Source organism: Rothia sp. HSID18069 (assembly GCF_003989155.1).
In the GTDB taxonomy this organism is placed as follows: Bacteria; Actinomycetota; Actinomycetes; order Actinomycetales; family Micrococcaceae; genus Rothia; species Rothia aeria.
Window position 1 is genome coordinate 1,179,794 of record NZ_RBMG01000001.1, and the last position, 25,333, is coordinate 1,205,126.

The window sequence follows — 25,333 nt, forward strand, 5'->3', positions numbered from 1 at the left end:
AAAATTATACATCATACGAAAGCTAACAGTAAAATCTCTCCCAGTGCTACCTGCCGCCCGGCTCAATAGCTACGCTAGGGGAGCTGGTGGTACATATCTGCATGTTCGAATGGCGTGCAGTACGGACCGGAGTACCCCGCATTGTCACCAGGTGCTGCCAGTGCTGCTGGACCTAGCAGTGTAGCACCCCGGCTCAACAGCTAATATATGGGTATGAATAAGCAGTGTGACGATCATCAGCTCAGTCTTTGGTATACCCCGCGTCTTGACCCGCCTCTCCCAGAACATTGGGGGCTCAACGACCAGAGCCGCACCGAGCTTGAAGAGCTTCTGTGGGAGATGCTTCTGCACGGCGCATCTACCCCGGAAGCGTATGTGGAAGTATTTGATTATATTTTGCCCGATGAGAACACTGGCTTGGGTGAAAAATACAGGGAAGAGATAACAGAGTACGCCCAGCAGCTTATTAACGCACGCCGCGCCTATGCTGCAGCTATTGGACTGGAGCCTCGGAATAATGATTTAACGTTGGCATTTGACGCTTTAGCGCATGAGGGCGTGGTGGCACGGGAGTGTTTTACCTGTTGCGGTTCGTGTGGTTCAGCCGAAATCTGGGATGAGAGAGACGATTCACGCACTTGGTACGGGTACGTTTTCTACCACGAACAGGATGCTGAATCCGCATACGAGAGCGGATCAGTATGCCTCAATTATGGGGTTTTTCTGGATGCATATTTTACCGAGCAGCAATGGGACGCACTTGATGCCCAAACCCAAGAGCAGCAGTACGAGAGTTTGAGTGTAAAACTATTGCGCGAAAAGGTACTTCCGGTGTTCGAGCAGCACGGATTATGGGTAGATTGGGAAGGCTCTTATTCTGTACGGCCACAGGTATTCTCATCGCAGTTTAGCCATATCCCGTAGCAATTTACCAGATATGAGCCGCAAATCTGCAGAAGGAATCTGCCCAATAAGGAATATTTGATGATTATTAATGAGAGTGATTTAAAAGGTACGGACTATAAGATTTCAAAAAGTTTCAATAAGCAAATTTATTCATTTTCCGAGTTGTTAAATGATATGGCAAGCAACGAATATTCAAGGTTGGAGAATTACTATAAAGATAAATTTGAATTCATAAAGTTCAAAGACGAAGAAGTTATTTTCGAAAACAGCAATAAAGATAAATTTATTGTTTTTGGAAAGAATAGCAATGGCTTCTTTACTGTCAATAAAAACAAAGAAGTATGGCTTATCCCATTTCATTATTCAGATATTCAAGAACCACTGTTTATAAACTCATCATTGCACCAATTTAGGTGCTGCTATTGTTTATTATTATCGGTCTTGTTTTACGCTCTTGGGAAGGGTATTGACAAGGAAAACGCACGGTTGAAACTTGCCAGAAACTTTGAAGAAGATATTTTAAAAATAGATAACCGTTCAGTGCATAGCCTATTTTATCGAAACTATATTTTTGCTATTGAAAATGCGGAGCTTCCCACACATTTCACCCCCATGGATTACGTTACGACCGGCAGGCATTTTATCCCTCAGTAGAATAGGGCGCAGGTGTGCTGGCGAGCAGATCCGATTATTGCGTCAGTTGGGCACTGGTTTCCCCTATAGATACCGATAGTTACATATTTACTTATGCATCATCTGCCCCTACCGAACAAAGACTGCTATAGAATGTATTGCATAATTCAAGATCATCTTTTATCCTATACAGGTTACATAACAGATAACAAATATCGCTATCTTGCTGTTCCTCGGGTGCCGTATTTTGCAAGAAATTGGAGTCAAGAAAAATAGACATAAAAATATGTATTTCTTTTTCTTTTTTATCTAAGCTTCCTGACAAGCGAATCTTTCTGCCTAGTTGGATATAATATTTTTCCAGTTCAGATCTACCAATCTTGCCTTCCAAAAAGTCTGTGCATTGTTTAATTACACCTTCCAGTTCTTTCCTGTACTGGCTTAATGGAATAATATTTTTCTCGGCGAATTTTATACATTTTAAAATAAAAGCATCATAGTTATCCAGGGCATCAGAATCGTATATTTCATCTTCCAGTATAATAATTTTTTCGTAGTATTTTATATTATTTTGATCGCTCATATTTCATCTCCTACAAAAATTATAATAATGTTTATTTGCTGCAATTTTACCGGAACAAAATTACAGCGAACAAACGTCATTATATGACTAGTCAAAGACCAGCTCGGTACCCTATCGTTGTACTGGACGCCCTCTCATCAGGAAAACACCACGGACTGGCTGAGAAAATAACAGGATTTTATCACACTGGATATTACAGCATCTATTCGGCAAGAGCGGCACGATGCGCTCCACCAGCGTTAGCGGAAGAGCAATACCAGCAGATGTCAGCGCTGCAGCCGCAAAATGTTGGCTCATAATCTGGTGGCAGGATATCCTCAATGAATAACCGTCTATAGTTTTAAAGACCTCTTTTGGTTCGAGAAGCATTTATTTCTGTAAAAAGTTTTTATTTAGCTAAAGTTTCTATAGAAATATACGCTTTTCATGCATTAAATATCCGGTTACACTGAAACTATGACCACCGATATCATCACCACAGAATTCCGTGACAGCTGGTACGCACCGCGTATCGATCCGCCTATCCCGGCGCACTGGCCTGTGACCGGTGAAGAGCGTGGCACCTTAGAAGATGCCCTCTGGCGCCTGCTCAGCACCGGTGAGTCTGATACGGCCCGTTATGAGTATTACTTCTGGGAGACTCCCTCGCTCAGGGATGCCTATGGTTCCGCTGACTGGGACGGGGAAGTTCGCGCCTATATTAGGCAGCTCATTGATTCCCGCCGTGCCTATATTGCCGCCTTAGGCGGGGTGCCGGGCACTCCCCTGAACCTTTCACTTGCTGAGCTCGAACGTCAGGGTGTTAAGATGAACCCCGATTTCGGGTGTTGCGGCATACCGCATGAGGCTCCGCAGGATGGGCATACCTGGTACGGGTATGTGTCGCTCGGCCCCGAAGAGGCCGAAGAACTCATTAAAAATGGCGAGACCCGTCTCAGCTGCGGGGCTTTTGTAACGGGCGAAGAGCTCGAAGAGATGAGTGATGCGGAGTATAACCGCATTAATAGTGCTGTGATCCGCCAGCACATCCTCCCGGTTTTTGAGCGCCACGGTGTTGAGATAGATTGGGACGGCACGTACATTGAGCTTCCCGTGCTGAAAAACGCGGAGTTTTTCGCTGCACCTTAGCCCCCGTGGTAGGTAGAGCGCCTGCCCATCCTTATTCGTAATGCACCTATAGCACGGGCGTTGCCCCCGTGCGGGTGTTGTGCTGTCTTTTCCTCCCTTATAAGGTCTGCGGATCACCGGTTTTGTGACTGACCGCGTGCAACGACATGTATGCATTTGTGGTCTAAGGTTAACCCCATGACTACACCTAGCATTACTGATGAGCAGCTCAAACTTTGGTACACCCAGCGCATTGCTCCACCCCTTCCGGCCCACTGGGGCATGCCTGATGAGGTGAGTGAATTCGTGGGTGAGGTTCTGTGGGGTACGCTTTTCAGGGGTGACAGTGATCCATTTTCCTATGTTGATATTTTGAACGACAGCACTATAGCTGAGAGCGATAAGTGGGATTGCGATGAGAAACATATGGAGGAATTCGACGATTACGCCCGTGCTCTCATCGCCTCCCGCCGTGCCTATGCCCAGGAACTGGGGATCGAAAAGTGCTGGGGCAATATCTCTCTCGCTTTTAAAGAGCTCAATCGTCAGGGTGTTGTAGCGCGTGAGGCGTTCTCCTGCTGCAGCAGGTGCGGTTCATGGAGTATTTACGACGAGGTAGATGACTCCCGCGACTGGTACGGGTATGTATTTTTCAGCGAGCAGTGTGCAGCTGATATTTCAGAAACAGCAAGCGTGTACCTTCAACACGGCGTTTTCCCGCCAGCATTGCGCCAACAGTATTCTGAGCAGCAGTGGGAGTCAATGAGTCAAGAGGAACGCAGTGCAGCTCATCGCCGGGTTACGGAGCAATTTCTGCAAGAGCGCGTTATTCCGGTACTTGAACGTCACGGACTGCAGGTACGGTGGGGCGGCGATACTACCTATTGTCCTAATGTCATGAACATAAAATACATTGCTATCCCCTAACAGGCTGCACAATGGTCTTGCGGGTACCATACGCTTGCCCAGTACCGACATACCCCCATAGCATAAATTTGCATAATTGCCCCCATAAATCAGCCTTTTATGCACAATATTATTCCTTCCATGCGTGGATGATGGTTGTGTATCCCGGTTACACTGGGAGCATGAGTAGCCCTCACGTGACTGCAGAACAGCTAAAACTATGGCGCGCACCGCGTATTGACCCACCTATACCCCGCAGCTGGCCAATCCCAGAGATGGATCGGCCCACCGTAGAACGCAGGCTCATGGCATGCCTGCTGGTCGGCGAATCAGATATTGCGTGCTACACGGAGGTTTTTGAACCGTTCCTTGACGACGGTGAAGGGCATATTCTTATCCCGCCCCAAAAGCTAGAAGAGTACGCTCAGGCGCTCCTTGCCTCCCGCCGTGCCTATGCTAAAGAGATCGGTATTGAAGGGTGCCGAGGCAACCTGGTGTGTGCCTTCGAAGCGCTGGAACGAACGGGGATTATTGCTTACCCGGACGGTAACTGGTGCGGCATCCCTGAGGAAGGGCCCGAAGACGGTGCCACCCGATACGGGTATGTATCGCTCAGTGCAGAAAGCGCGGAGGCCCTACTGCTCTACGACGCCGCCCAACTGCACTGCGGCACCTTCAGCAATACTGGGGAAGTAAGCGATCAAGAGATTCACGATGCAGACTGCGCGATTATCCAAAACCGCATTATCCCGGTGCTCGAAGGCCACGGCGTTGAGGTTAAATGGAATGGCACGGCGGTTGACTTCCCGCTCGTGACGAACACCGGATTTTTTGCCATCCCCTAACCGTTCACAGACCGAGCCGGGCCATTACCTCCTGCCAACAAACCAGTCCGCGAGCTTATCAAGGCGTGCCTGAATCTGCTCCGCTGATGCTTGAGCCACCGCCGGGCCGCCGCAGATTTTACGCAGCTCATTATGGATCACCCCGTGCGGTTTGCCGCTTTTCAGCGAATAGGCCGACACGTTTTTCGCCAGCTTATTACGCATTTCTTTGAGCTGGCGGTGGTCCACCACCGCCGGGGCTGCAGTGGCCGGGCGGCGGGCAGCATGTTCCTGCTGACGGGCCCGCAGCAAAGTACCGACCTGTTCAGCGTCAAGCAGGCCTGGGATGCCCAGAAAATCCTGTTCCTCTTCCGAACCGACTTCCAGCCCGCCCGACGCGAACTCCGCCCCATCAAAAAGCACCCCGTGGAAAGAGGCCTGCGAGCCTATTGCCTCAAATTTACCGCGAGCCAGCTGCTCCGAGGCTCGCTCTTCACGGTTTGCTTCTTCAAGCGCCGCATCATCCAGCCCCTCAACCATGGGGTCGATCTCTTCCTGGGTGGCGCCGCGGTCGAGGGCGTGATCGCGTTCTAGCTCCATATCGTTAGCGAGCATCATCAGCTGCGGAACCGACGGCAGGAACACGGAGGCGGTCTCCCCACGCTTGCGGGCCCGCACAAAACGCCCGATTGCCTGAGCAAAAAAGAGAGGTGTGCTGGTGCTGGTGGCGTACACACCCACCGCAAGGCGCGGCACATCCACGCCCTCAGAGACCATGCGGACCGCCACCATCCACCGCTTTTTACTCTCACGGAATTCGTCAATTTTTGCGGAGGCTTCGCGGTCATCTGAGAGCACCACAGTTGGCTTCTCTCCCGTGATAGCATGCAGTTTTTCGGCGTATGCTTTAGCGTCAGCGTGGTCGGTGGCGATCACGAGCGCCCCGGCATCAGGTACGGTACGGCGCACCTCGGTGAGGCGCTTATCGGCAGCAGCCAAAACAGTGGGTATCCATTCACCGTTCGCATCAAGGGCGGTGCGCCACGCCTGGGCGGTCACATCCTTGGTGAATCCCTCCCCCAGATTTGCCGCCATTTCCTCCCCGGCGGAGGTACGCCACCGCATCTGCCCCGAGTACGCCATGAAAATTACCGGCCGCACCACATGGTCTTTGAGAGCGGGACCATATCCATAAGAATAGTCGGCGCGGGATCGGCGGATCCCTTCGTGGTCTTCTTCGTAGTTGACAAACGGGATAGGTGCTGCATCGGAGCGGAACGGGGTGCCGGTCAAGGCGAGGCGTCGAGTGGCGTCGTCGAAAGCCTCCCGCAGTCCGTCTCCCCACGAGAGCGCGTCACCGGCGTGATGAATCTCGTCAAAAATAACCAGGGTTTTGTCGTTCTCAGTGTTACGGGCGTGCAGCTGCGGCTTATTCGCCACCTGGGAGTAGGTAAGTGCCACCCCTTTGTACTGGCGGCCCACATGAATGTCGGCATTTTTAAAATTCGGGTCGATCGGTATGCCTACCTTAGCGGCGGCATCCGCCCACTGCTTTTTCAGGTGGTCGGTGGGCGCTACCACGGTGAGCTTACGCACCACACCGCGGCTAAAAAGTTCACGAGCCAGGGTGAGGGCAAAAGTGGTTTTGCCAGCACCCGGGGTTGCCACCGCCATAAAGTCACGCGGGTTGGTTTCAAAATATTTTTTCATAGCCTCCGTCTGCCAAGCACGTAAACTGACGGAGGTTCCCCACGGGGCACGGCCGGGGTAGGCCGGGGAAAGTTTCGGCTTAATGGCGCCTTCAAACAGTGTGGGTTCTTCGTGTTCGCTCATTCTTCCCCTACCCCTTAATCATTTCTATACGTCATGCCCCCGCTGCAGCTCGCACGGGCGTAAGTGGCCGGTGCGGTGCGGACGCCTTAAGAGTGTACCGCCTTGCACGCTGCCTGGCTCAACGGTACCCCCAGTACTGTACGGTGGATACGCCGAACGCGAAAGAAGGGCGCATCCAGTACTATGCATACTTATTCGGATGCGCCCTGTCTGCTGGTGTTGGCTGCCGTGGGCCTGCTGAGGCCTGCCAGTCAGCTGCGGCTAGTTGTCGCCGCTATTATCGCCACCGTCTTTACCGGGCTTAAGACCCTCATAAATTTCTTTGCAGGTGGGGCAGACCGGGAACTTCTGCGGGTCACGCCCGGGAGTCCAGACTTTACCGCACAGGGCGCGAACCGGCTCACCGGTCAGCGCGGACTCCATAATCTTTTCTTTCCGCACATAGTGCGAGAAGCGTTCGTGGTCACCGGGCTCAGAAAGCTGAGTTTCCTCACGCTCCAGCAGGCTGGTGCCACCTGCGGGTTTGGTGCCAAACGGGTCCTCAATACCTTCAATGGAGCTCATAGTTCTCTCCTTAGACAATGCCGCATGGGCATTCTGCGGTTGTGTAGATAACTCTTCCCATTGTAGTGGCGGGTACCGGGTATTGTCCCGTTCACCGAAACCAGGCAGCAGTAAAAGCACAGCAAAAAGCGGCGGAGCAGAATATCTCATACAGATCGTATTCTGATCCGCCGCCTCTGTGCGCTGTGGTTGTCTGGTAGGTTAGGCTGCGGTGAACTTAGCCACTCGCTGAAGCATGGCGTGGCTATTACGGTCGTAAGACTTACCGCCAATCACAACGCCAAGGGCCAGAAGAATGCCGCCCACAACCAGTTGGATGATTCCCCCCACCCATAGGAGCATGGGTTCATGGGAGCTGAACATATAAATAAGTACACAGATAAATGCCGGGATCGTTGCAGCCATGCAAATCAGCATCACCACCATCGTCAAGAGGTTCTTGGCCATGCCGTCCGTTTGTTTCGGGGTTTTGAGCGGGTTCGACCCGGGTGCCGGAGCCGGTGGAGATAGCAGGGTATCGGCATACAGGCCCACGCCCAGAGCCGCCGCATAGGTGCCCAACTGGTGCAGGAGCACCGCCGGGTACATCCCCACAACACCATGAATAAGACACACAGCGAAGGTCATAATAACCACCACAGGCACCATCAAAACAGAGTACCCCAGGGCACGGCCCAGCCTGTCATCACGCCCGCGCAGCGGCGAGAGCACGTGCAGGCTAAAGGCGGTGTTATCGTATGAGACCGAGTACATAATGTAGTACCCCGCAGAGATGGTGCTGAAGTACACCCAGAAGCTAAAGGCCGCCTCAATACCAGCGGTGCTGGTATCCATACCAAGCTGAATCCTACCGGTCCTAAAAAACCCGCTATTGGCCATCGGTAAAAATATTCCCAGCAGCACGTACATCATGGCTAACGTGGCCGCCGATACACTCATGCGCGCATCTTTCAGGTAGCTGTGAAGGGTGCGTGCCGCTACCGCACCGACCGGGGTGCTGGGGAATTTAGCGAACACCCCAATATTACCAACGGACAATGCCTTAGCTGTCCCGCGCTGAGTCTGCCCACTCACGTTACGGATGGAGCGTTCCAGCTGACGCCCCCACAGCCACCAGGTGCCCGCCAGGTAAACAAGTGCAAGCACCAGGCACGTTGCCGCAAGAATCCAGTTACCCGCCGCAGCATGCAGGGGAACAGCAAACGCAGCACCAAACGGGGTATACCCAAGCCATACAACGTAGGGCGCTATTTGCTCAAAGTTCTCTCCAATGTAAGCTGTTGCACCCGCAAAAATAAAACCGGAGCTCATGAGCAGGATCCCCGCAGTGAGCATGAGGATGAGGTTAATGCGCGGGTTAGCGTTCAGGTACACACCGACCTGATTACCGATACGAGCTATGCACATGAGGGTGGCCAACCCCAGCAGGGCGCAGAGAAGATACAGGAGAAGCCCCAACGGGTTAGTAAGGTAGCCAAGGGCACCGATCAGCACCATAGTTATGGTTGCGATACCGGGTATGCCAATAAACCCACCAAGAAATTGGCCCTTCTGCAGGGTTTTTGGTTCTATGGGGAAAAGCACGAAACGGCTCTCATCCAGGGTTCCGTCAAGGCCGCTGACGAAGATAGGTACCAGCATCCACCCCAGACACAGCAGCGTCCCTATCAGCAGGGCAAGCGAGGCCGCCCCCTCAGGGGATTCAAAAGCCAGAAAACTGTAGAGGAATCCCAACCCTATCAGAATCCCCACCAGGTATAGAAGACCGAGGATTATCCCAATCAGGGCCCACACGCTCCGTTTGAGTGAGGCAATCACATACCGCCATTTTAGTGAGACGAGGTGCCCAACCATGACAATCCTTCCGAGCTGGTGCGCCCACCCACGAGCTGCACGAAACGTTCTTCTAGGCTGGTGTTTCCGCGTACCTCAGAGACGGTTCCGGCGGCAAGAATATGGCCTTCGTTCATAATGGCCACGTGGTCACACAAACGCTGCACCAAGTCCATCACGTGGGATGAGAGCACGACGGTTCCCCCCGAGCCGACGAATCCTTTAAGAATGTCCTGAATATTCGCCGCTGAGACTGGGTCAACAGCCTCAAACGGCTCATCAAGGATAAGCACAGAAGGGGCGTGGATGAGCGCGGCAGCAAGCGCGATTTTCTTCGTCATACCGGCGGAGTAGTCGGCAACAGTTCGCCCCGCTGCCTCGGTGAGGTCCATAGCGCGCAGCAGATCGGCGGTGCGTTCGGCAACAGTTGCCTTATCAAGCCCATGCAGGTACCCGGAGTATGTGATGAGCTGTTCACCCGTGAGCCTATCAAAAAGATGCACTCCGTCAGGGAGCACCCCCAGGTGTTTCTTGGCTTCTAGGGGGGCCTGCCACATGTCTACCCCGTTAATAAACGCCATACCTTCGGTGGGTTGCAGCATACCTGAGACCATCGAAATGGTGGTGGTCTTACCGGCACCATTACGCCCCACCAGCCCATAAAATGAGCCGGTTGGGATGCCTAAATTAATACGATCCACGGCCACGGTCTGCCCAAAAGCTTTGGTGAGCCCGCGAACTTCAATCGCGTTTCTGGTGGTTGCGGCCCCCCGTTGCGGGGCTATGTTCTGCTGCACCGAGGTGGGCAGGTGAACTTCCGGCTTCGGTTGCTCTGCTTCTGCCCCGGGGACAGGTGGTGAGGGATACGAGTTATTGAGAGAGTTTTTATCTTCCATAGATTAACGGTAACAAGTATGAGCATAGTATGCCCTTATTTTTGCCCCGTTCGCGGAGCTTTTACTCACCCCTAAGCATAACTATAAGATACGTGTTCCCCGTGACGGCAATAACACCGCATGGGGAACACATAAAGAATAAATATTCTGTATTTTATTTCTTAGCTTTACACAGGTTCCTGCAGAAACATGCCTTTAGAAAAGCGCCACCGTCAGCTCCGCGCGGGCCTTTACAGTGCGCGCATCAGCAGTACCCACCACATCAAAAAGCTGAACAAGACGCTCACGCACACGAGTTTTCTCATCCGCAGGCACGGCCTTAAACAAGCGCAGCAAACGGGCGTACGCATCTTCCACGTGCCCACCAACCACGTCCAAATCAGCCACGTTAAAGGCCGCCTCAATATTCAGCGGATCAGCCGCCGCAGCGGCACGCTCGGCAGCCATATCAAGGTTCTTCACGCGCGCCAAAAGCTCCACCTGTTCCAAGCCAAGTTTGGCCTCTTTATCGCCCGGGTTATCAGAAATAGCCTGCTTGTAGGCGGCGCGAGCGCCCTCATAGTCCCCAGCGTCCAGTGCCTCAACGGCCTTAGCATGCAGCGGAGGTACCGGTTTCTCTTCCTCCGCGTAGATGGGCTCAAAACCTCCCGGCAGCTGGTACTGCGCCGCCAGTTGTATAAGCTGCCCGAGCACATCGGCAAGTTCCTGCTCACCCACAGTACCGTTGTAAATAGGTGCGGGCCGACCCGCAAGCACCGCCACCCCAGCGGGCACACCGCTCACCCCAAAAGCCTGTGCGGCCTCAGGAAGTTTCGCGATATCTACCGCTGCCAACAGCAGACTCCCAGCGGCGGAATCAACCAGTTTCTGCACCGCATCGACCATCTGCACCGACGAGGGAGAGTGCTCAGCATAGAGCGCAAAAATAACAGCACCCCGGCTGGATTCCTGCACATATTTCTGGAAATCCTCGGGTGTGTTTACCTCAACACGCCACGTAGGGGTGCCCTGGGCAGCAGCATGAGGGTCAGTGTTGCCCGGCTGCGGCGGCACACCAGCAGATGCCGCTAAACTCCCCAAATCGGGGACATTCCGTACCGAAGCTGGAATCTGCGCAGCCTCCGGCTGCTTCCCTGCCGCTGCCGGGTTGCCCCACTGTAGTTCATGACTGTTCTCTGACATGCGCCCTCTCCTGCTCAGGCTGATAGTTCCCCTTGATTATCTCAACTCCCCGGGGTTTTTTCACCCGAGGTGCGCCGCATCGGCCGCTATTTTACTGCTGGCGTAGCACCACCAATACGCCTGCACCGGCGTTATCCCCCAACCGCCCGGTAGACTAAAAAGTAAATGCTTCGTCGAAAGGCAGTTACATGACCGATCACCGCCCCCCTGCCCAGCCGACGCCGCCTAGGCCTCGGCGTTCCAACGCTCATACGCAGCCGCAGCAGGACTCTTCCGCCCGCCCCCAACCGGATGAAAGCGGCGCCTCACCCAGAGAAGCCCACGAGTCGCGAGGGGCGCGGCGCCCATTCACTGAGCACCTCACCGAAACAATTACCGAATTCAGCGGATCGGTTCTACAGGCCCGCGATAAACGGAAACAGGCGTCAATGCCTCCCCCAACCGCCCCCACCGATGTGGTGCCCCCGGTTGAGTCCCCGGAGAACAGCGATGTTCAGAAAGTCTCGCTTGTGACCAACCCGGTAAAACTCGGTTTCTTAGGTACCGTGGGTGTGGGGTTGGCGCTGCTGGCCTACTATGCGTTTACGAACGTTGGGGCACTCGCGGGGTGGGTGACCGGGGCCGTGTTCATTGCGCTGGGCCTTGACCCCGCCGTGCGGCGCCTGGAGAAGTGGGGTATCCGCCGAGGCGTTGGTGTGCTGCTGGTAGTAACTGTATTTGCTGGTACGGTTACCGGCCTCACCCTGTGGATTGTGCCCATTATTAGTGAACAGGCGAATAGTTTTATCTACCGCTCCCCCGCCATTTTTCAGGATTTCCTGGAGTCAGAGGCGTTCAAAAACTTTGACGATATGGTGCACATCCGCGACTGGGTCGATAAGAATGTGCCCGCGTTCATTGAGTCTATTACATCCAGCAACGCGATTAGCGGGTTCATGGGGAACTTGGTTACAGCAGGATCCACAATCGCTCAGGTGCTCACCGGCACCGTGATTGTGTTGTTCTTGTCCTTGTACTTCCTCTCGTCTATGAACACGATTAAGGCGTGGGGGGTGCGCCTAGCGCCAGCGTCCCAGCGTGAGCGTGTCTCCTACTTGGTGGAACGTATCACCGGATCGGTTGGCAGTTATGTGATGGGGCAGGCGCTAGTGGCTATTCTTAACGCCACCTTTGCCCTGATTACGATGAGTATCCTGGGGTTTTCGTTCCCTCAACTGCTGGCGCTATTCGTGCTGATCCTGGCGTTTATCCCATTGGTCGGCGGCGTGGTGGCGCTCGTAGTAGTGTCGCTCATCCTGCTGATTTCGGGGTGGCAGATGGCGCTCACCTTCGCCATCGTGTACTTCATTTACCTGCAGGTTGAGGCGTACATTATCTCGCCGCGCATTATGTCCCGGGCGGTTTCAGTGCCCGGTGGCGTGGCAATTATTGCGGTGGCCGCAGGTGGTGCCCTGTGGGGCGTGTTGGGTGCGCTTATCGCCATACCGGTGGCGGCTTCCCTGCTCATTCTGGTGAAAGAAGTATTTATCCCTTACCAAGACACAAAGTAGCCTGCGACGAACCGGAAGGTTTACGGCACCTGGTCATACACTAATCGGCGGCTGCACCCCATACGGTGATGTAGCCGCCGATTGCTGTCTGAAATAATTTACCCGGTGGTGCCAGAGAGGGCTTTAGAGCTCAGTAATCTCTTCTGCGACCGGACCGCTATACTCGCTCGGCAGCACGGTCTGCTCCCCCAGCACAATACTTGCTATAGAGTTCAGCACCGCATTCACAGACTTCTCGCCCACCCACAGGTGCTTACATCCCTCAAAGGGGATTACCTGGGCACGGTTAATGGCACTAAACCGTTCACGCGCCTGAGCGGGCTGTAAGTAGTCGTCGTGTTCGGGGATGAGTGCGTACAGGGGGTTGCTGATCGTGTTCCATTCAGCCATCTCCGCCGGGTGTACCCGGTGAAGCGGCGGGGAAAGGAGGACCGCACCGGTGAATTCGTTGGCGCGCGCGGGTCCATATTTGAGCACCAGCTCTGTACCGAATGACCAGCCAATAAGCCACGGGTTAGGCAGAGCACGCCCTAAGACGTAGTCAAGAATCGCATCGAAATCTTTCTTCTCAGCAAATCCGCCGTCGAAGACCCCATCGCTGGTGCCTCGAATGGAGGAGGTGCCGCGGGTATTGAAGCGAAGTACGGCTATATTGGCAAGCGCGGGCAGACGGAACGACGCTTTCTTGTACACGTGCGAATCCATATACCCGCCATGCGTTGGAAGCGGATGAAAAGTTACGAGAGTCGCTTTAACGTCCCCCTCAGGAAGCGCCAGTTCACCCACGAGGCGTTTTCCATCGGCTGTCGTGACCTCAAAGTTCTCACGACGCGCAGGAAGCACCGTGCGGGAGCGGATCGCGGTTGGCACCCCGGGGTCGGTAAAGATATAGCGGGACGGGTCGAATTCTGTGCGGGTTTCTTCGCTCATAGTGTGTCTTTCAATCGGGGTAGGTGTATCTCAAGCCCAAAAATGGGGGTGATGCGCATAGGATTCTGCTGTTATTTTCGGCGGCTGCGCCAACAGTGCCGGTGCCAGTGGCGGCGTTCATCAATGGCACGTTCTCTGCCCAGCACGTGGCTTTCTTGCCACACCACCAGGTGCGCAGTTCCGGGCGGTATGGGACGGTAACATTCGGGGCAGGTGTAAGTTTTTCTGGCATTAACAGCCGGGATATACTGCACGAACCAGTCTCCGTACCGGTCGCTCTCAACGGTTGGCGCCGGGTCAAGAATACGTGAAATATCACGCCCGTCACCTGCGGTGGTGCGTAACCATTTGCTGGAGGTGGTGCCCGAAGGGCGTTTACCGGGGTGATTCTTACGTGCCATGCTCACTATTTTATCCCTAGCTACTACCCATTCCAGTTTTAAAGGTTATACCGGGGTCTCTTCTAAAGGAGCATACTCGGTGAGGATAGCCTCATACGTATTGCCGTGAAGATTGCAAGAATCCATAACGTAAAAACAGCGCAAAAAATTTTTATCAAAAATATAGGCGTGCTCGTAGAAATCGATAGAATCCACGTCTTCTAAATCGTGCTGGATCTCGCCGCTGAGGGCAGTGAAGACAGGCAGCTGAAGACCGTCATACACATAATGCCGCAGCACATAAAGCATTTGGTGAGGAAAAAGCTCACCCAGCCGGTGGGGGCGAACCAGCTGAGGCTGGCCGCTTTCGCACCCGAATGGTCGCTTATACGAGAAACTCACTGTATTTTCGTTTGAGTTATTAGGTGTTGAGCAGAGCATATGTCCTCTGAATAATACACGGATAAGACGCTGCACTACTTTTTCCGCCTCAGTCGCTTCTAATGGCTGACCATACGCAAAATCTTTCACAGCCTGCACTTTCTTATTGTTTCATGTATTTGGTTTTTCTCACCGGGCTATCAGCGGCCAAGAAACAACGCTACCCCCGCATACACTATAAAATACACTCGTGTATCACCCACATCATGATGAGCGCACCTAGGAGAATGCCGCATGAAAGCTATTCTTGATCACTGGGTTGGAAACCGCAGCGAGGATACAGAGCACACCATCGTATCAACGGGGGAACTGCTGGCCTTGCTGAAACGTCTCGGCACCAACCACCACACCCTGCTCAGCCTGTATCACCCCAGTAAAGACCCCGATAACAACCACCTCATGATCGGTGGAGGGCCCCAACGGTATGTGCTCACCGGGTGTGAAGAGGGCACCATTCTAAACGTCAGAAACCCGCAGATGAGTGACACAGCAACAGTTAAGATACTGGTGGGTGGGCAGCTGAGTCTCTTCACGGAACACGAATTAGTGACTCAAGAGCAGGCTTTTGAGTGTGCGGTACAGTATTTCAAGACTGGGCGTATCTCCCACGTGGGCCTGCCCTACACATGGGAGAGACTATAAATAACCAACCCGCAGATGGCGTGTGCACAATGACCCGCTGCTGGTAGAGTGGATGGGTGCGAGTTGTTATAGCTGAATGTTCCGTCGATTACGAAGGCCGCCTACGGGCTCACCTGCCCCGCGCCACCCGTCTGCTCATGGTTAAAGGGGACGGTTCGGTGCTGATTCACTCCGATGGCGGCTCCTATAAGCCGCTGAACTGGATGAGCCCGCCCTGCACCCTGGCTGTGGCCGCACGTGATGATATCCCCGCCGCCGCCCTAGAAGAGCTGGAAGAGGAAGTGCAGCAGCTGTGGACGGTGCAGGCCGCTAAAAGTGACGACCGGCTGCTCATTAAAGTTTTTGAGGTCATCCACGAGCATGAGCATTCGCTTGGCACCGACCCGGGGCTCATTAAGGATGGTGTGGAAGCCGACCTGCAGCGTCTGCTTGCCGAACAAATTGAGACGCTGGGCTCAGGATACTCGCTGGTGCGCCGTGAATATCCAACCGCTATCGGCCCGGTGGATATTATGGCAAAAGACCCCAACGGGGCAAGCGTTGCCGTGGAGCTTAAACGAGTAGGCGACATTGACGGCGTGGAGCAGCTCACCCGCTACTTGGAGCTGCTGAACCGAGACCCGCTGCTAGCGCCTGTCAAAGGAGTATTCGCGGCCCAAAAAATCAAGCCGCAGGCCCGCACACTCGCCCAAGACCGCGGTATTAGGTGCATCGCCCTTGACTACGATGCAATGCGCGGCGTAGACGACGCCGCAGACAGGCTTTTCTAGCTCTCTGCCGCGTTAGTTTTACGCCTCTCTCCAGCCGGCCTGCGCTCCCCCGTGCTTCTGGCGGAGGCGCTCACGCCCCTATCCCAAGTACCACCCGGTGAACCTGCACGAGAACCAATATAAACACGCACGAACCGGCGCGTCCCCGTAAAGAGGACACGCCGGTTCGTTGTTATTACAGGCCGCGCTATGTGACGGGAACTGTGAAGTCCGCGTGTTTAGCCGCGATTGTGACCTTATCATTCGAGACAGTCACAAACCCCTGATGCAGGCGGGTCTTCAAATCCTGCCCGCCCACCGGGCGCAGCAGCATTTCGCCGTCCTCCGCCAGCAGCGCGCACGTGGGGATAAGCCCGGGTGAGATACCCAGATCGCCCTCAACGGTACGCACACGCACGTAGGATGCCTCACCGGTCCACACCACGCGTTCGCGGGAAACAACTTCAACCGTTAGTGCCATAATTACTTGGCTCCAGTCTGTGCCTTGATTTCCTCGTACTGGCGCATCACATCGTCCATACCGCCGATGTTATAGAACGCCTGCTCCGGGATGTGGTCCACGTCGCCGTTGCAGATCATCTGGAAGGACTCGATAGTGTCCTTCAACGGAACGGTGGACCCCTCAACACCGGTGAACTGCTTCGCGGTGTAGGTGTTCTGTGAGAGGAACTGCTCGATACGGCGGGCGCGCGAGACAACAACCTTCTGCTCCTCGGACAGCTCGTCCACACCCAGAATTGCGATAATATCCTGCAGCTCCTTGTTCTCCTGCAGAATAGCCTTCACACGGATAGCCGTGTCGTAGTGTTCCTGGCCAATATACTGCGGGTCAAGAATACGGGAGGTGGAGGTCAGCGGGTCGATTGCCGGGTACAGGCCACGCGATGCGATCTCACGCGAAAGCTCAGTGGTTGCATCCAGGTGCGCGAAGGTCGTTGCCGGTGCGGGGTCGGTGTAGTCATCCGCAGGAACATAAATCGCCTGCATCGAGGTAATGGAGTGACCGCGAGTTGAGGTAATACGCTCCTGCAGCAGACCCATCTCATCCGCCAGGTTAGGCTGGTAGCCCACAGCAGAGGGCATACGGCCCAGCAGAGTCGAAACTTCAGAACCAGCCTGGGTAAAACGGAAAATATTATCGATAAAGAGCAGCACGTCCTGGTTCTTCACATCACGGAAGTACTCCGCCATGGTCAAACCGGTCAGGGCCACACGCAGACGGGTTCCCGGGGGCTCATCCATCTGGCCAAAGACAAGGGCGGTGTCCTTCAGAACCCCTGCTTCTTCCATCTCAACCCACAGGTCGTTACCCTCACGGGTGCGCTCACCAACACCGGTGAATACCGAGGTACCGCCGAAGTTGCGTGCCACACGGGTAATCATTTCCTGAATCAGCACGGTCTTACCAACACCAGCGCCACCGAACAGGCCGATCTTACCGCCCTTAATGTAGGGGGTGAGCAGGTCAATCGACTTAATACCGGTCTCCAGCATCTCGGTCGACCCCTCCAGCTCCGCGAAGCCGGGGGCGGCACGGTGAATGGGCCAGTATGCATCCGCAGTAATCTCGGAGTTAGGCACATCCAGCGCGTCACCAAGCACGTTAAACAGGTGACCCTTCACGCCATCGCCCACAGGCACAGAGATGGGTGCGCCGGTGTCAATCACGGCTTGGCCGCGCACCAGCCCGTCGGTCTGCTGCAGCGAAATAGCGCGCACAAGGGAGTCGCCGAGGTGCTGGGCGGTCTCGAAGGTGATAGTACGGGTGCGACCGTCGAGGGTGAGTTCGGTGGTCAGCGCGTTATAAATATCCGGTACCTGGCCGGCGGGGAACTCAACGTCGACCACGGGGCCAATCACGCGGGCAATACGGCCCGTTGCGCCCTGAGTCGGTGCTGAGACCGATTCGTTGTAGGTGGCAGTCATATTCTCTCACTTACCTATAAAAAGTTTGGAACAGTAGGCGGTTTCGATGCTGTAGCGTCAGGCTACGACGAGGCGAGGGCGTCAGCGCCGCCCACAATCTCTGAAAGCTCCTGCGTAATCTCCGCCTGGCGAGCGTTATTCATCAAGCGGGTGTACTTATTAATGAGCGTCTCGGCGTTATCGCCCGCAGTCTTCATGGCCCGCTGGCGCGAGGCAAGCTCGCTGGCGGCCGCCTGAAGCAGGCAGGCAAACAGACGGGAGGCAATATAGCGCGGTAGCAGCGCATCCAGAACCTCCTGCGGGGAAGGCTCAAACTCAAACACTGCTGGCTGTACGTAGTCAGCTTGGGTGAGTTCCTCATCGGGCACGATTTCCTCCCCAAGATGCTGGGCCTCAGCCACATGAATGGGCAGCAGCCGCAGAATCTTGGTCTCCTGGGTGACCATAGATTTGAACTCGGTGTAGACCACGTGAAGGTCGTCCACCCCGCCTTCTTCAAAAGGCTTAGAGTACGCTTCCAAAAACACGTCCCGAATCTCAACCGCAGTATCGATGCGCGGGCTGTCAGTATGCCCCTCCCAGGCCCGAATGTAAGGACGTTCACGGAACTCGAAATAAGATTTCGCCTTACGCCCCACGAGGTACAGGTTCACTTCACGGCCTTCGCCGCGCAACTTTTCGATCAGCGACTCGGTTTTCTTCAAAACCGATGAAGAGTACGAGCCCGCCAAACCACGGTCGCTAGTAACTACCAGCACCGCCGAACGCTTATGTTTGCTTTTCCCAATCGCCCCTGGGCCGTGGATCAGCGGATGCTGCACGCTCTGCTGGGTTGCCAGGGCCGTCACCACGCGGGTGAGTGCGTTCGCGTACGGGCCTGCCGCCTGTGCGCTACGGCGTGCCTTATTAATGCGGGAGGTCGCGATCATCTCCATCGCCTTGAAGATTTTCTTCATAGACGATGTCGAAGCAATCTTCTGTCGGTAAACCCTAATCTGGGCTCCCATAGAGCTTCCTTTCTCCTGCCCTTCTCCCCCACCGTGCACCCGGTGTAGGGTGCACGGCTGAAAGCGGGCTAGGAATAATCGCTAACCGATGGTTTCCTGGGTGATGTCCTGGTCCTTGGCAGCTTGATACTCCTCATGACCGGCATCAACAAGGTGGCTGGTGCCCTCAGAGCGGAAACCCTTCTTGAACTCTGTCACAGCAGACTTCAGAGCTTCCACAACATCGTCCTCCAGCTTCCCCGAGGCAGCGATATCAGTCAGTACTGAGGTGCGGTGACGCAGATAATCAATGAACTCAGCTTCGAAACGAAGAATGTCAGAAACTTCAAGGTCATCCAGGTACCCGTTAGTACCGCACCAGATAGAGACAACCTGCTCCTCCACCGCGTACGGGGTGTACTGCGGCTGGCGCAGCAGCTCGGTCAGGCGGGCGCCGCGGGTCAGCTGCGCCTTCGAAGCCTCATCCAGGTCGGATGCGAACATTGCGAACGCTTCCATTGCGCGGTACTGCGCCAGTTCCAGCTTCAAAGTACCGGAGACCTTCTTCATCGCCTTAGTCTGCGCCGCACCGCCCACGCGGGAGACGGAAATACCCACGTCCACTGCGGGGCGCTGGTTAGCGTTGAACAGGTCGGACTGCAGGAAGATCTGACCGTCGGTAATCGAAATGACGTTGGTGGGAATGAAGGCAGACACATCGTTCGCCTTCGTCTCAATAATGGGGAACCCAGTCATCGACCCGGCGCCCAGCTCATCGGAGAGCTTAGCGCAACGCTCCAGCAGGCGGGAGTGCAGGTAGAAGACGTCACCGGGGTATGCTTCACGTCCCGGCGGGCGGCGCAGCAACAGCGACACGGCGCGGTATGCTTCTGCCTGCTTTGAAAGGTCATCAAAGATAATCAGCACATGCTTGCCGCCGTACATCCAGTGCTGGCCAATCGCTGAACCAGTGTACGGTGCCAAGTATTTAAAGCCTGCGGCATCCGATGCAGGAGCAGCAACAATGGTGGTGTACTCCAGTGCGCCCTTAGTCTCCAAGGTATGACGCACCGCCGCAATGGTCGAGGCTTTCTGCCCGACCGCAACGTACACGCAGCGTACCTGCTTGGAGGGGTCACCGCTCTCCCAGTTCGTCTTCTGGTTCAGAATGGTATCGACCGCAATCGCGGTTTTACCGGTCTGACGGTCACCGATAATCAGCTGACGCTGGCCACGGCCAATCGGGATCATCGCGTCAATAGCTTTCAGGCCGGTCTGCAGCGGCTCATGCACCGACTTACGCTGCGTCACACCGGGTGCTTGCAGCTCCAGTGCGCGGCGGCCTTCAGCCTCAATAGGCCCCAGATCGTCAATGGGGTTACCGAGGGGGTCAACGACGCGGCCCAAGTACTTGTCACCAACGGGTACCGACAGCACCTCACCAGTGCGGTGTACCTGCTGGCCTTCTTCAATACCGGTAAAATCACCCAGGATGATCACACCAATATCGCGGGTATCTAGGTTCTGTGCAAGACCGAGGGTGCCGTCTTCAAAACGAAGCAGCTCATTCGCCATGACTGAGGGAAGACCCTCAACACGCGCAATACCATCGGAGGCCGATACCACTCGGCCTACCTCAACACGTTCTGCATTGCCGGGTTCGTAAGACGCCGCGAACTCATTCAGCGCATTACGGACGTCGTCGGCATTGATGGTCAAATCGGCCATCTTGTGTCCCTGCTCTCCTTCTTGTGGCTGGCCCCTCAGGGGCTAACCGAAACTTGTTGTCCGAGGCGAAAAATCGGGGTGTCCACCCCATCGCCCGGGGTATCTTCTAAATCACCGTTGCGACGAATCGCTGGTTAGGGGTGGCCTAGCCAAGGTTACGTTCCAGTTCGTCGAGGCGAGCGATAACAGTACCGTCAATTACCTCGTCACCAACCTGAACGCGCAGACCGCCCAGAACCGTCGGATCCACCGAAATGTCCAGCTTTAACTTGCGGTTATACACCCTGCTGAGGGCGTGCCCCAGGCGGTTCAGCTGCGCCTGCGAAAGAGCTACAGCTGAGGTTACCTTTGCAATGTAGCGGTTTTGTCGCTTGACGATGATTTCTACGAACTCGTCGGCCAGACGCGCAGCGTGCATGCCGCGAGTTTCGCTACCGATCCGTTCCAGCAGAAGCACGCCTTCAGCGCTGCGGGCGGGGCCGCCCAACGCTACCGCGAGTTTCTGCTTTGCTTCTTTGCTTGCCAGATTGTTAGACAGTGCCGTCTGTGCTTGGGCGGTGCCATCAACGTTTCGGACGAACGTGAGAAGTTCATTAATGAGGGTATCGAGTGCCTCAACACCACCATGTGAATGGGTAGACACAATGGCGGCGAGTACGGCGCACTTCTCAAGCGCGTCCGCCAGATCTCGTTCTGCAGACCAGCGCTGAGAAACAGCAACAGTCAGTACAGATAAGGTCTGGGACGAAACTTTGCTGCCGAATACGGTGCTGGCAATGTTCTGACGCGCAGCCTCCACCCGGGAGGTGTCAGTCAGCCCACGGCGCAGACCACCATCGCGGTCAATAACATCGACCACCGCGAAAAGCTCGCTCGCTAGGTGCAGCGGGTTGAGCGACGCGTTCGCGTCGAGAGCCGCTTCCACCTTGCTCAGTGATTCAGTAGATACTCCTGCCATTACCGAGTTGCACCTGCGTTCTGCTGCTCGGTTTCAAGGTCAGCAAGAAAACGATCTACCACACGGGCCGATCGTGCATCATCGGTGAGAGCTTCGCCCACAATCTTCCCGGCCAGAGCGGTTGCCAGGCTGCCCACCTCGCTACGAAGCGAAACAGCCGCTGCCGCGCGCTCAGCCTCAATGGTTTTCTGCGCATTCTCAGTGATACGCTGGGCTTCGGCGGTCGCACGCTCACGGGCTTTAGCGATAATCGCTTCGCCTTCAGCGCGGGCTTCCTCACGAATCTGCTGTGCCTCCAGTCGAGCACTATCGAGCTGCTGGCTGTACTCTTCGCGAGCCGCTGCCGCCTCTGCCTGAACCTTCTTAGCTTTGGCGAGGCCGCCTTCAATGGCTTCCTTACGATCCTGGTAGATCTTCTCGAATGCCGGGGCGATGTACTTGATGACAATGAAGAGGAGGATCAGGAATCCGATGGCGGTCATGATGACTTCCCCGGTCGCGGGGATCAGGGGGTTAGACGCGGCGTGCTCCGCACCCCCATCATTTGCCAGATAAGTCATGGAAGGAATCCTGTTCTATGGGTTGGTCGTCGGGACGTATCGGGGCCGGTTACTTAATGAACGCAAGCACCAGGCCCAGCACGGCCAGCGCCTCAACCAGTGCGAAACCCATGAACAGCATCGGCTGCAGGGCTTTGCGAGACTCAGGCTGACGTGCCACGCTGGTCATATAAGCCGCGAAGATCAGACCCACGCCGATACCGCCGCCGATTGCTGCCAGACCGTAGCCAACTGCGGTGATCGAACCGGTAATTTCCATTATTTTTCCTTTCAACAGTGCCCGGGAAGGAACCTTTCCTCCGCCGAACAGAGTCTTTTGTAGTGTGCTAAGCCCGCTTGCAACGGGTTGCTTTATTCGTTACCCAAAGCAGGGGAACGAAAACCTTATTTAGTGGCCTTCGGAGACCGAGCCCTGCATGTACACGGCCAGTAGCAGCGCGAACACGTAGGCCTGAATAACCTGGATCATAAGCTCCAGGAAGTAGAGGAACATACCGAGCGCCCCGGGGGCGATAGCAGCTGCATAACCAACCCCGCCCATTGAGTCAATCATGTACTGCGCCAAAGATGCGGCAACCATCATTGCCATGTGCCCGCCGAACATGGTGGCGAAAAGACGCAGGGAGTGCGTCACGGGGCGAATCACCATATTGGAGAGCAGCTCAATGGGGATTAGAATCGGGTACACCCAAACGGGAACCCCCGAAGGCATTGTCAAATCTTTAAAGAAGCCGCCCAAGCCTTTGCGCTTAATACCGACACCTACCCAGCTCAGGTAGGCAATAGCTGCCAATGCGTAGGCGCTGCCGGGGTGTGAGAACGAAGGCAGCTGCAGTAGCGGAATTGAACCGTACAGGTTGTTCACCAGCACGAAATAGAACGAGGCAAACAGCAGAGGGATGAAGGGCTTGAAGTGATGCGCACCAATAAGTTCCTTGGCCAGTGAATTACGGGCAAAAAGGTACCCCGACTCAGCTACGAACTGTGTCCTGGAAGGGACCATGGCGCGTTTGCGCCCGGCCCACAGGAAAAAGCCCGCGATAATGACGACGGAGAGAAGCACCAGAAGCATCTGCTTGCCCACGCCAAAAGACCCAATAGCGAATAGGTCGGGAAGGTGCATTTCATCCGGGGTCGGCGGCACGTAGCCTTCCGCGAGTACAGACCCGTTCTCGATCAAAGCAAGTCCTTTCTTGCTGCTAGTTGGCTGCCCGCCGGGCGAGCATTTACTCAACTAACTATGGGGGGATTGGTGTGCGCGGGGTCTTGCGACCCTAGTTATTTTTCCTGACTCATGTGGATATATACAAGGTATAAGCCTCCGCAGACCCCTACCAGTACGCCGACCCACACGATCCAGGAGGTGCCTAGAAGACTATCGAGCCCAAAGCCGATAAGCCCCCAGACGGCGGCGCCGATGAGTAGATAAAGAATGGTCATGACGGCGCCGGAGAGGCCCCCGCCAGATACCAGTTCCCCGGTGGTTCGGAGTTCCCTGTCTCCACGCCACCATTTCTTCTCAGGTTCGGCCAAAAATCTTCCTGTCGTTTTTCTCCAAACCAAAAATGTGTGCTTTTATGGTTCGGAGTCAAAGTATAGAATCCGTATGTTGTTAATGGTGATGGCCTCAATACTCAGCCAGAGTACAGCCCCAATAATGGCTCCGGCGAGTGTCCACCCGTGTTTTATATTTTCGGGGATAGGCACCGTCAGGAGCACCACCCCCATCAAGCTTGCTTTCACCACGTAGGCACATACTAGGGCCTGGGGTATTCCAACCCTTAATCGGGTGGCTCCCAACACCGTTAATACGCCTAAGGTGAAACATATATAGACTATCAGAAACCCGAGCATAAATCCCGCCAAACCAGAGGGTCCGCGTACAATTAACGCGCCTGTTACACCCAGCAATAATGGCGGGACGGAGCAGACACTCACCCGGTAGTAAAGAGTCTTCCACGGGAAGGTGCGCGAATAGGAGCCCAGAGGCCGCCCTTTTCGTTCTGATGGCGGATACCACAGCAGGTTTTTAACCCTCTGCAGAATCATTGAACTTCTCCCGAATCATGAGGGTTTTGACCTCCGCGGAAGGACGCCTGTGAACTCCCCAAACTACCCCCTGTGCCGCCTTCGGGGGCCGCAATGTTATTATCTGACGGCGCTGCGGTCTTCTGACGCGCAATAAGCGTGGGCAGAGACAGATATAGCAGCACAACTAACACCGCAAATGCGAGCAACACCACACCCAGAATAGGAAGGTCGCTACTCCAAAAGTTAAGGCCGTTAAGTATGAGAGCCCACACCAGCACTGTTAGTCCAGTCACCACCGTTGCAGACCCTAAATGTGTGAAGCCCACATCAGTCAAACGCTGGTACACATGCGTCCGATGCGGCTTATACCACTGCTCCCCCGCAGCCATACGACGCAATAAGGTGGTACCCGAATCAGCCAAGTACACCAGCAGCGGGGCCAAAGCCACCAGCGGATTCACATTCGCAAACCAGGTGCCCACCGCAAGTATCGACAGCCCCGCCCCCAGCAGGTACGAACCGGCATCACCTAAGAAAACATTACGACCGCTGCGTACGTTCCACGGCAAAAACGCCGCGAACGCACCCGCGATTGCCAGACCGCCCAGGGTCAGCCACGGCAGTTCCGTCAGGTACCCCGTGAAGGAGTAGCACAATCCAGCCGCCAAACCGTGGCAGCCGGAAATACCGTTAATACCGTCCATAAAATTCGCCACGTTAATGTACGCGGCCACGAAAATAGCTGCCGGTACTGCCCAGAATATCGGCGCATTCATAAGCACCGACAAAACCCCGGCAACCCCCACACCAATCAGCAACTGCACCCCGGCCCGTATAGCGATTCCAATGCCGCTTACATCCTCAATCCAGCCCAGCAGCAGCGCGGCAGCCATACCCGCCAATAGGGTTACCGAAATACCGGTATTCACCGTCCACCCCGCAGCAGTTGCCACCCCAAAACTTGCGCACACCGCCAAGGCGGTCGCCAATCCCATCCCCCGGTAGGTGGGGGTGGTATGGGAGGAACGCTCATTCGGTAAATCCACCATATTCAGCGTGTGCAATAGCGGACGCACCAGGAACGGGAGCACACCGCCTAGGATGGTAGCGGTCAGGGCCACAGTGATTATCGGTAGCATCGGGTGTCCTTTACTTCTGTTCGTA

General features: G+C 55.1%; 28 protein-coding genes. 8 read left to right on the top strand and 20 right to left on the bottom strand.

The annotated features are described in order from the left end of the window. The first annotated feature begins 213 nt into the window (after positions 1-213). Both D8M41_RS05155 and D8M41_RS05160 read left to right on the top strand, forming a co-directional pair. Entirely contained in the window at positions 214-924 is a 711-nt protein-coding gene (locus D8M41_RS05155; RefSeq protein ID WP_126926514.1) for a DUF6891 domain-containing protein, read from the top strand. A 60-nt stretch (positions 925-984) separates the two neighbouring features. After that, positions 985-1,560 (top strand): hypothetical protein, encoded by a 576-nt coding sequence (locus D8M41_RS05160; protein WP_126926515.1) that lies wholly within the window; start codon positions 985-987, stop codon positions 1,558-1,560. Between the two features lie 91 nt (positions 1,561-1,651). Here D8M41_RS05160 and D8M41_RS05165 read toward each other — a convergent pair whose 3' ends face one another. Then, positions 1,652-2,122, bottom strand: a complete 471-nt coding sequence (locus D8M41_RS05165; protein ID WP_006888848.1) for a hypothetical protein — start codon at positions 2,120-2,122, stop codon at positions 1,652-1,654. Positions 2,123-2,578: 456 nt separating this feature from the next. Between D8M41_RS05165 and D8M41_RS05170 the strand changes: the two genes are divergently transcribed. The 3 genes from D8M41_RS05170 to D8M41_RS05180 all read left to right on the top strand — a co-directional run bounded on the left by D8M41_RS05170 (position 2,579) and on the right by D8M41_RS05180 (position 4,980). Further along, a complete protein-coding gene (locus tag D8M41_RS05170) occupies positions 2,579-3,250 on the top strand; it encodes a hypothetical protein (protein WP_006888887.1) in 672 nt (223 codons plus the stop codon). Positions 3,251-3,427: 177 nt separating this feature from the next. After that, entirely contained in the window at positions 3,428-4,156 is a 729-nt protein-coding gene (locus tag D8M41_RS05175) for a DUF6891 domain-containing protein (RefSeq protein WP_006888827.1), read from the top strand. A 176-nt stretch (positions 4,157-4,332) separates the two neighbouring features. Continuing rightward, positions 4,333-4,980, top strand: a complete 648-nt coding sequence (locus D8M41_RS05180; RefSeq protein ID WP_126926516.1) for a hypothetical protein — start codon at positions 4,333-4,335, stop codon at positions 4,978-4,980. A 24-nt stretch (positions 4,981-5,004) separates the two neighbouring features. Here the strand turns inward: D8M41_RS05180 and D8M41_RS05185 are convergent, their stop codons facing one another. From D8M41_RS05185 to D8M41_RS05205, 5 genes are all read right to left on the bottom strand, one after another. Further along, positions 5,005-6,792 carry a DEAD/DEAH box helicase gene (locus D8M41_RS05185; RefSeq protein WP_126926517.1) on the bottom strand — a complete coding sequence of 596 codons (1,788 nt, stop codon included), beginning with the start codon at positions 6,790-6,792 and terminating at the stop codon, positions 5,005-5,007. Positions 6,793-7,053: 261 nt separating this feature from the next. Beyond that, positions 7,054-7,356, bottom strand: a complete 303-nt coding sequence (locus D8M41_RS05190; RefSeq protein WP_006888875.1) for a DUF3039 domain-containing protein — start codon at positions 7,354-7,356, stop codon at positions 7,054-7,056. A 201-nt stretch (positions 7,357-7,557) separates the two neighbouring features. Then, positions 7,558-9,210 (bottom strand): transporter, encoded by a 1,653-nt coding sequence (locus D8M41_RS05195; RefSeq protein WP_126926518.1) that lies wholly within the window; start codon positions 9,208-9,210, stop codon positions 7,558-7,560. Then, entirely contained in the window at positions 9,186-10,085 is a 900-nt protein-coding gene (locus D8M41_RS05200; protein ID WP_006888844.1) for an ABC transporter ATP-binding protein, read from the bottom strand. The genes D8M41_RS05195 and D8M41_RS05200 overlap by 25 nt, the downstream gene beginning before the upstream one ends. Positions 10,086-10,280: 195 nt before the next feature. Further along, positions 10,281-11,267, bottom strand: coding sequence for a tetratricopeptide repeat protein (locus D8M41_RS05205; RefSeq protein WP_126926519.1), 987 nt, complete (start codon positions 11,265-11,267; stop codon positions 10,281-10,283). A 188-nt stretch (positions 11,268-11,455) separates the two neighbouring features. Between D8M41_RS05205 and D8M41_RS05210 the strand changes: the two genes are divergently transcribed. Further along, entirely contained in the window at positions 11,456-12,817 is a 1,362-nt protein-coding gene (locus D8M41_RS05210; protein ID WP_037288076.1) for an AI-2E family transporter, read from the top strand. Positions 12,818-12,940: 123 nt separating this feature from the next. On the opposite strand, the gene D8M41_RS05215 is transcribed toward D8M41_RS05210, so the two are convergent. The 3 genes from D8M41_RS05215 to D8M41_RS05225 form a co-directional block, all read right to left on the bottom strand. Next, positions 12,941-13,747, bottom strand: a complete 807-nt coding sequence (locus D8M41_RS05215; protein WP_126853833.1) for an alpha/beta hydrolase — start codon at positions 13,745-13,747, stop codon at positions 12,941-12,943. A gap of 71 nt (positions 13,748-13,818) precedes the next feature. Beyond that, entirely contained in the window at positions 13,819-14,148 is a 330-nt protein-coding gene (locus tag D8M41_RS05220; protein ID WP_126926520.1) for an ATP/GTP-binding protein, read from the bottom strand. 45 nt (positions 14,149-14,193) lie between these two features. Continuing rightward, positions 14,194-14,658 carry a hypothetical protein gene (locus D8M41_RS05225; RefSeq protein ID WP_126926521.1) on the bottom strand — a complete coding sequence of 155 codons (465 nt, stop codon included), beginning with the start codon at positions 14,656-14,658 and terminating at the stop codon, positions 14,194-14,196. Between the two features lie 144 nt (positions 14,659-14,802). Here D8M41_RS05225 and D8M41_RS05230 point away from each other — a divergent pair, with 144 nt between their 5' ends. Continuing rightward, complete coding sequence (locus tag D8M41_RS05230) at positions 14,803-15,210, top strand: hypothetical protein (protein ID WP_126926522.1); 408 nt, start codon at positions 14,803-14,805, stop codon at positions 15,208-15,210. A 56-nt stretch (positions 15,211-15,266) separates the two neighbouring features. Further along, complete coding sequence (gene nucS / locus D8M41_RS05235) at positions 15,267-15,980, top strand: endonuclease NucS (protein ID WP_037235557.1); 714 nt, start codon at positions 15,267-15,269, stop codon at positions 15,978-15,980. Positions 15,981-16,167: 187 nt separating this feature from the next. On the opposite strand, the gene D8M41_RS05240 is transcribed toward nucS, so the two are convergent. The 11 genes from D8M41_RS05240 to D8M41_RS05285 form a co-directional block, all read right to left on the bottom strand. After that, a complete protein-coding gene (locus D8M41_RS05240; protein ID WP_126926523.1) occupies positions 16,168-16,440 on the bottom strand; it encodes a F0F1 ATP synthase subunit epsilon in 273 nt (90 codons plus the stop codon). Between the two features lie 2 nt (positions 16,441-16,442). Further along, a complete protein-coding gene (gene atpD, locus D8M41_RS05245) occupies positions 16,443-17,906 on the bottom strand; it encodes a F0F1 ATP synthase subunit beta (protein ID WP_006888876.1) in 1,464 nt (487 codons plus the stop codon). A 62-nt stretch (positions 17,907-17,968) separates the two neighbouring features. Continuing rightward, complete coding sequence (locus D8M41_RS05250) at positions 17,969-18,913, bottom strand: F0F1 ATP synthase subunit gamma (RefSeq protein ID WP_037288061.1); 945 nt, start codon at positions 18,911-18,913, stop codon at positions 17,969-17,971. An 81-nt stretch (positions 18,914-18,994) separates the two neighbouring features. Then, complete coding sequence (gene atpA, locus D8M41_RS05255; RefSeq protein ID WP_037288058.1) at positions 18,995-20,620, bottom strand: F0F1 ATP synthase subunit alpha; 1,626 nt, start codon at positions 20,618-20,620, stop codon at positions 18,995-18,997. Between the two features lie 145 nt (positions 20,621-20,765). Then, the gene (locus D8M41_RS05260) at positions 20,766-21,578 is read right to left on the bottom strand and encodes a F0F1 ATP synthase subunit delta (protein ID WP_126926524.1); all 813 of its coding nucleotides are present in this window, start codon (positions 21,576-21,578) and stop codon (positions 20,766-20,768) included. Continuing rightward, positions 21,578-22,138, bottom strand: a complete 561-nt coding sequence (locus D8M41_RS05265; protein ID WP_023134631.1) for a F0F1 ATP synthase subunit B — start codon at positions 22,136-22,138, stop codon at positions 21,578-21,580. The genes D8M41_RS05260 and D8M41_RS05265 overlap by 1 nt, the downstream gene beginning before the upstream one ends. A gap of 49 nt (positions 22,139-22,187) precedes the next feature. Continuing rightward, positions 22,188-22,397, bottom strand: a complete 210-nt coding sequence (atpE, locus tag D8M41_RS05270) for an ATP synthase F0 subunit C (protein WP_006888883.1) — start codon at positions 22,395-22,397, stop codon at positions 22,188-22,190. Positions 22,398-22,526: 129 nt separating this feature from the next. After that, positions 22,527-23,318 carry a F0F1 ATP synthase subunit A gene (gene atpB, locus D8M41_RS05275; protein ID WP_006888864.1) on the bottom strand — a complete coding sequence of 264 codons (792 nt, stop codon included), beginning with the start codon at positions 23,316-23,318 and terminating at the stop codon, positions 22,527-22,529. A 98-nt stretch (positions 23,319-23,416) separates the two neighbouring features. Continuing rightward, positions 23,417-23,671 carry a hypothetical protein gene (locus D8M41_RS05280; protein ID WP_006888914.1) on the bottom strand — a complete coding sequence of 85 codons (255 nt, stop codon included), beginning with the start codon at positions 23,669-23,671 and terminating at the stop codon, positions 23,417-23,419. Between the two features lie 42 nt (positions 23,672-23,713). Beyond that, on the bottom strand, positions 23,714-23,884 hold the full coding sequence (locus D8M41_RS11565; RefSeq protein WP_153269372.1) for a hypothetical protein: 171 nt from the start codon (positions 23,882-23,884) through the stop codon (positions 23,714-23,716). A gap of 299 nt (positions 23,885-24,183) precedes the next feature. Further along, positions 24,184-25,308 (bottom strand): MraY family glycosyltransferase, encoded by a 1,125-nt coding sequence (locus D8M41_RS05285; RefSeq protein WP_126926525.1) that lies wholly within the window; start codon positions 25,306-25,308, stop codon positions 24,184-24,186. Between the last annotated feature and the right edge of the window lie 25 nt (positions 25,309-25,333).

Bases quoted from the DNA above. Each gene is read 5' to 3' on its own strand.
- atpD (WP_006888876.1), bottom strand. From the start codon at position 17,906: ATGACTGCCACCTACAACGAATCGGTCTCAGCACCGACTCAGGGCGCA.
- atpE (WP_006888883.1), bottom strand. From the start codon at position 22,397: ATGGAAATTACCGGTTCGATCACCGCAGTTGGCTACGGTCTGGCAGCA.
- D8M41_RS05240 (WP_126926523.1), bottom strand. From the start codon at position 16,440: ATGGCACTAACGGTTGAAGTTGTTTCCCGCGAACGCGTGGTGTGGACC.
- D8M41_RS05160 (WP_126926515.1), top strand. From the start codon at position 985: ATGATTATTAATGAGAGTGATTTAAAAGGTACGGACTATAAGATTTCA.
- D8M41_RS05195 (WP_126926518.1), bottom strand. From the start codon at position 9,210: ATGGTTGGGCACCTCGTCTCACTAAAATGGCGGTATGTGATTGCCTCA.
- D8M41_RS05200 (WP_006888844.1), bottom strand. From the start codon at position 10,085: ATGGAAGATAAAAACTCTCTCAATAACTCGTATCCCTCACCACCTGTC.
- D8M41_RS05185 (WP_126926517.1), bottom strand. From the start codon at position 6,792: ATGAGCGAACACGAAGAACCCACACTGTTTGAAGGCGCCATTAAGCCG.
- D8M41_RS05155 (WP_126926514.1), top strand. From the start codon at position 214: ATGAATAAGCAGTGTGACGATCATCAGCTCAGTCTTTGGTATACCCCG.
- D8M41_RS05260 (WP_126926524.1), bottom strand. From the start codon at position 21,578: ATGGCAGGAGTATCTACTGAATCACTGAGCAAGGTGGAAGCGGCTCTC.
- D8M41_RS05285 (WP_126926525.1), bottom strand. From the start codon at position 25,308: ATGCTACCGATAATCACTGTGGCCCTGACCGCTACCATCCTAGGCGGT.
- D8M41_RS05220 (WP_126926520.1), bottom strand. From the start codon at position 14,148: ATGGCACGTAAGAATCACCCCGGTAAACGCCCTTCGGGCACCACCTCC.
- D8M41_RS05165 (WP_006888848.1), bottom strand. From the start codon at position 2,122: ATGAGCGATCAAAATAATATAAAATACTACGAAAAAATTATTATACTG.
- D8M41_RS05205 (WP_126926519.1), bottom strand. From the start codon at position 11,267: ATGTCAGAGAACAGTCATGAACTACAGTGGGGCAACCCGGCAGCGGCA.
- D8M41_RS05215 (WP_126853833.1), bottom strand. From the start codon at position 13,747: ATGAGCGAAGAAACCCGCACAGAATTCGACCCGTCCCGCTATATCTTT.
- D8M41_RS05210 (WP_037288076.1), top strand. From the start codon at position 11,456: ATGACCGATCACCGCCCCCCTGCCCAGCCGACGCCGCCTAGGCCTCGG.
- D8M41_RS05170 (WP_006888887.1), top strand. From the start codon at position 2,579: ATGACCACCGATATCATCACCACAGAATTCCGTGACAGCTGGTACGCA.
- D8M41_RS05265 (WP_023134631.1), bottom strand. From the start codon at position 22,138: ATGACTTATCTGGCAAATGATGGGGGTGCGGAGCACGCCGCGTCTAAC.
- atpA (WP_037288058.1), bottom strand. From the start codon at position 20,620: ATGGCCGATTTGACCATCAATGCCGACGACGTCCGTAATGCGCTGAAT.
- D8M41_RS05250 (WP_037288061.1), bottom strand. From the start codon at position 18,913: ATGGGAGCCCAGATTAGGGTTTACCGACAGAAGATTGCTTCGACATCG.
- D8M41_RS05175 (WP_006888827.1), top strand. From the start codon at position 3,428: ATGACTACACCTAGCATTACTGATGAGCAGCTCAAACTTTGGTACACC.
- D8M41_RS05230 (WP_126926522.1), top strand. From the start codon at position 14,803: ATGAAAGCTATTCTTGATCACTGGGTTGGAAACCGCAGCGAGGATACA.
- D8M41_RS05190 (WP_006888875.1), bottom strand. From the start codon at position 7,356: ATGAGCTCCATTGAAGGTATTGAGGACCCGTTTGGCACCAAACCCGCA.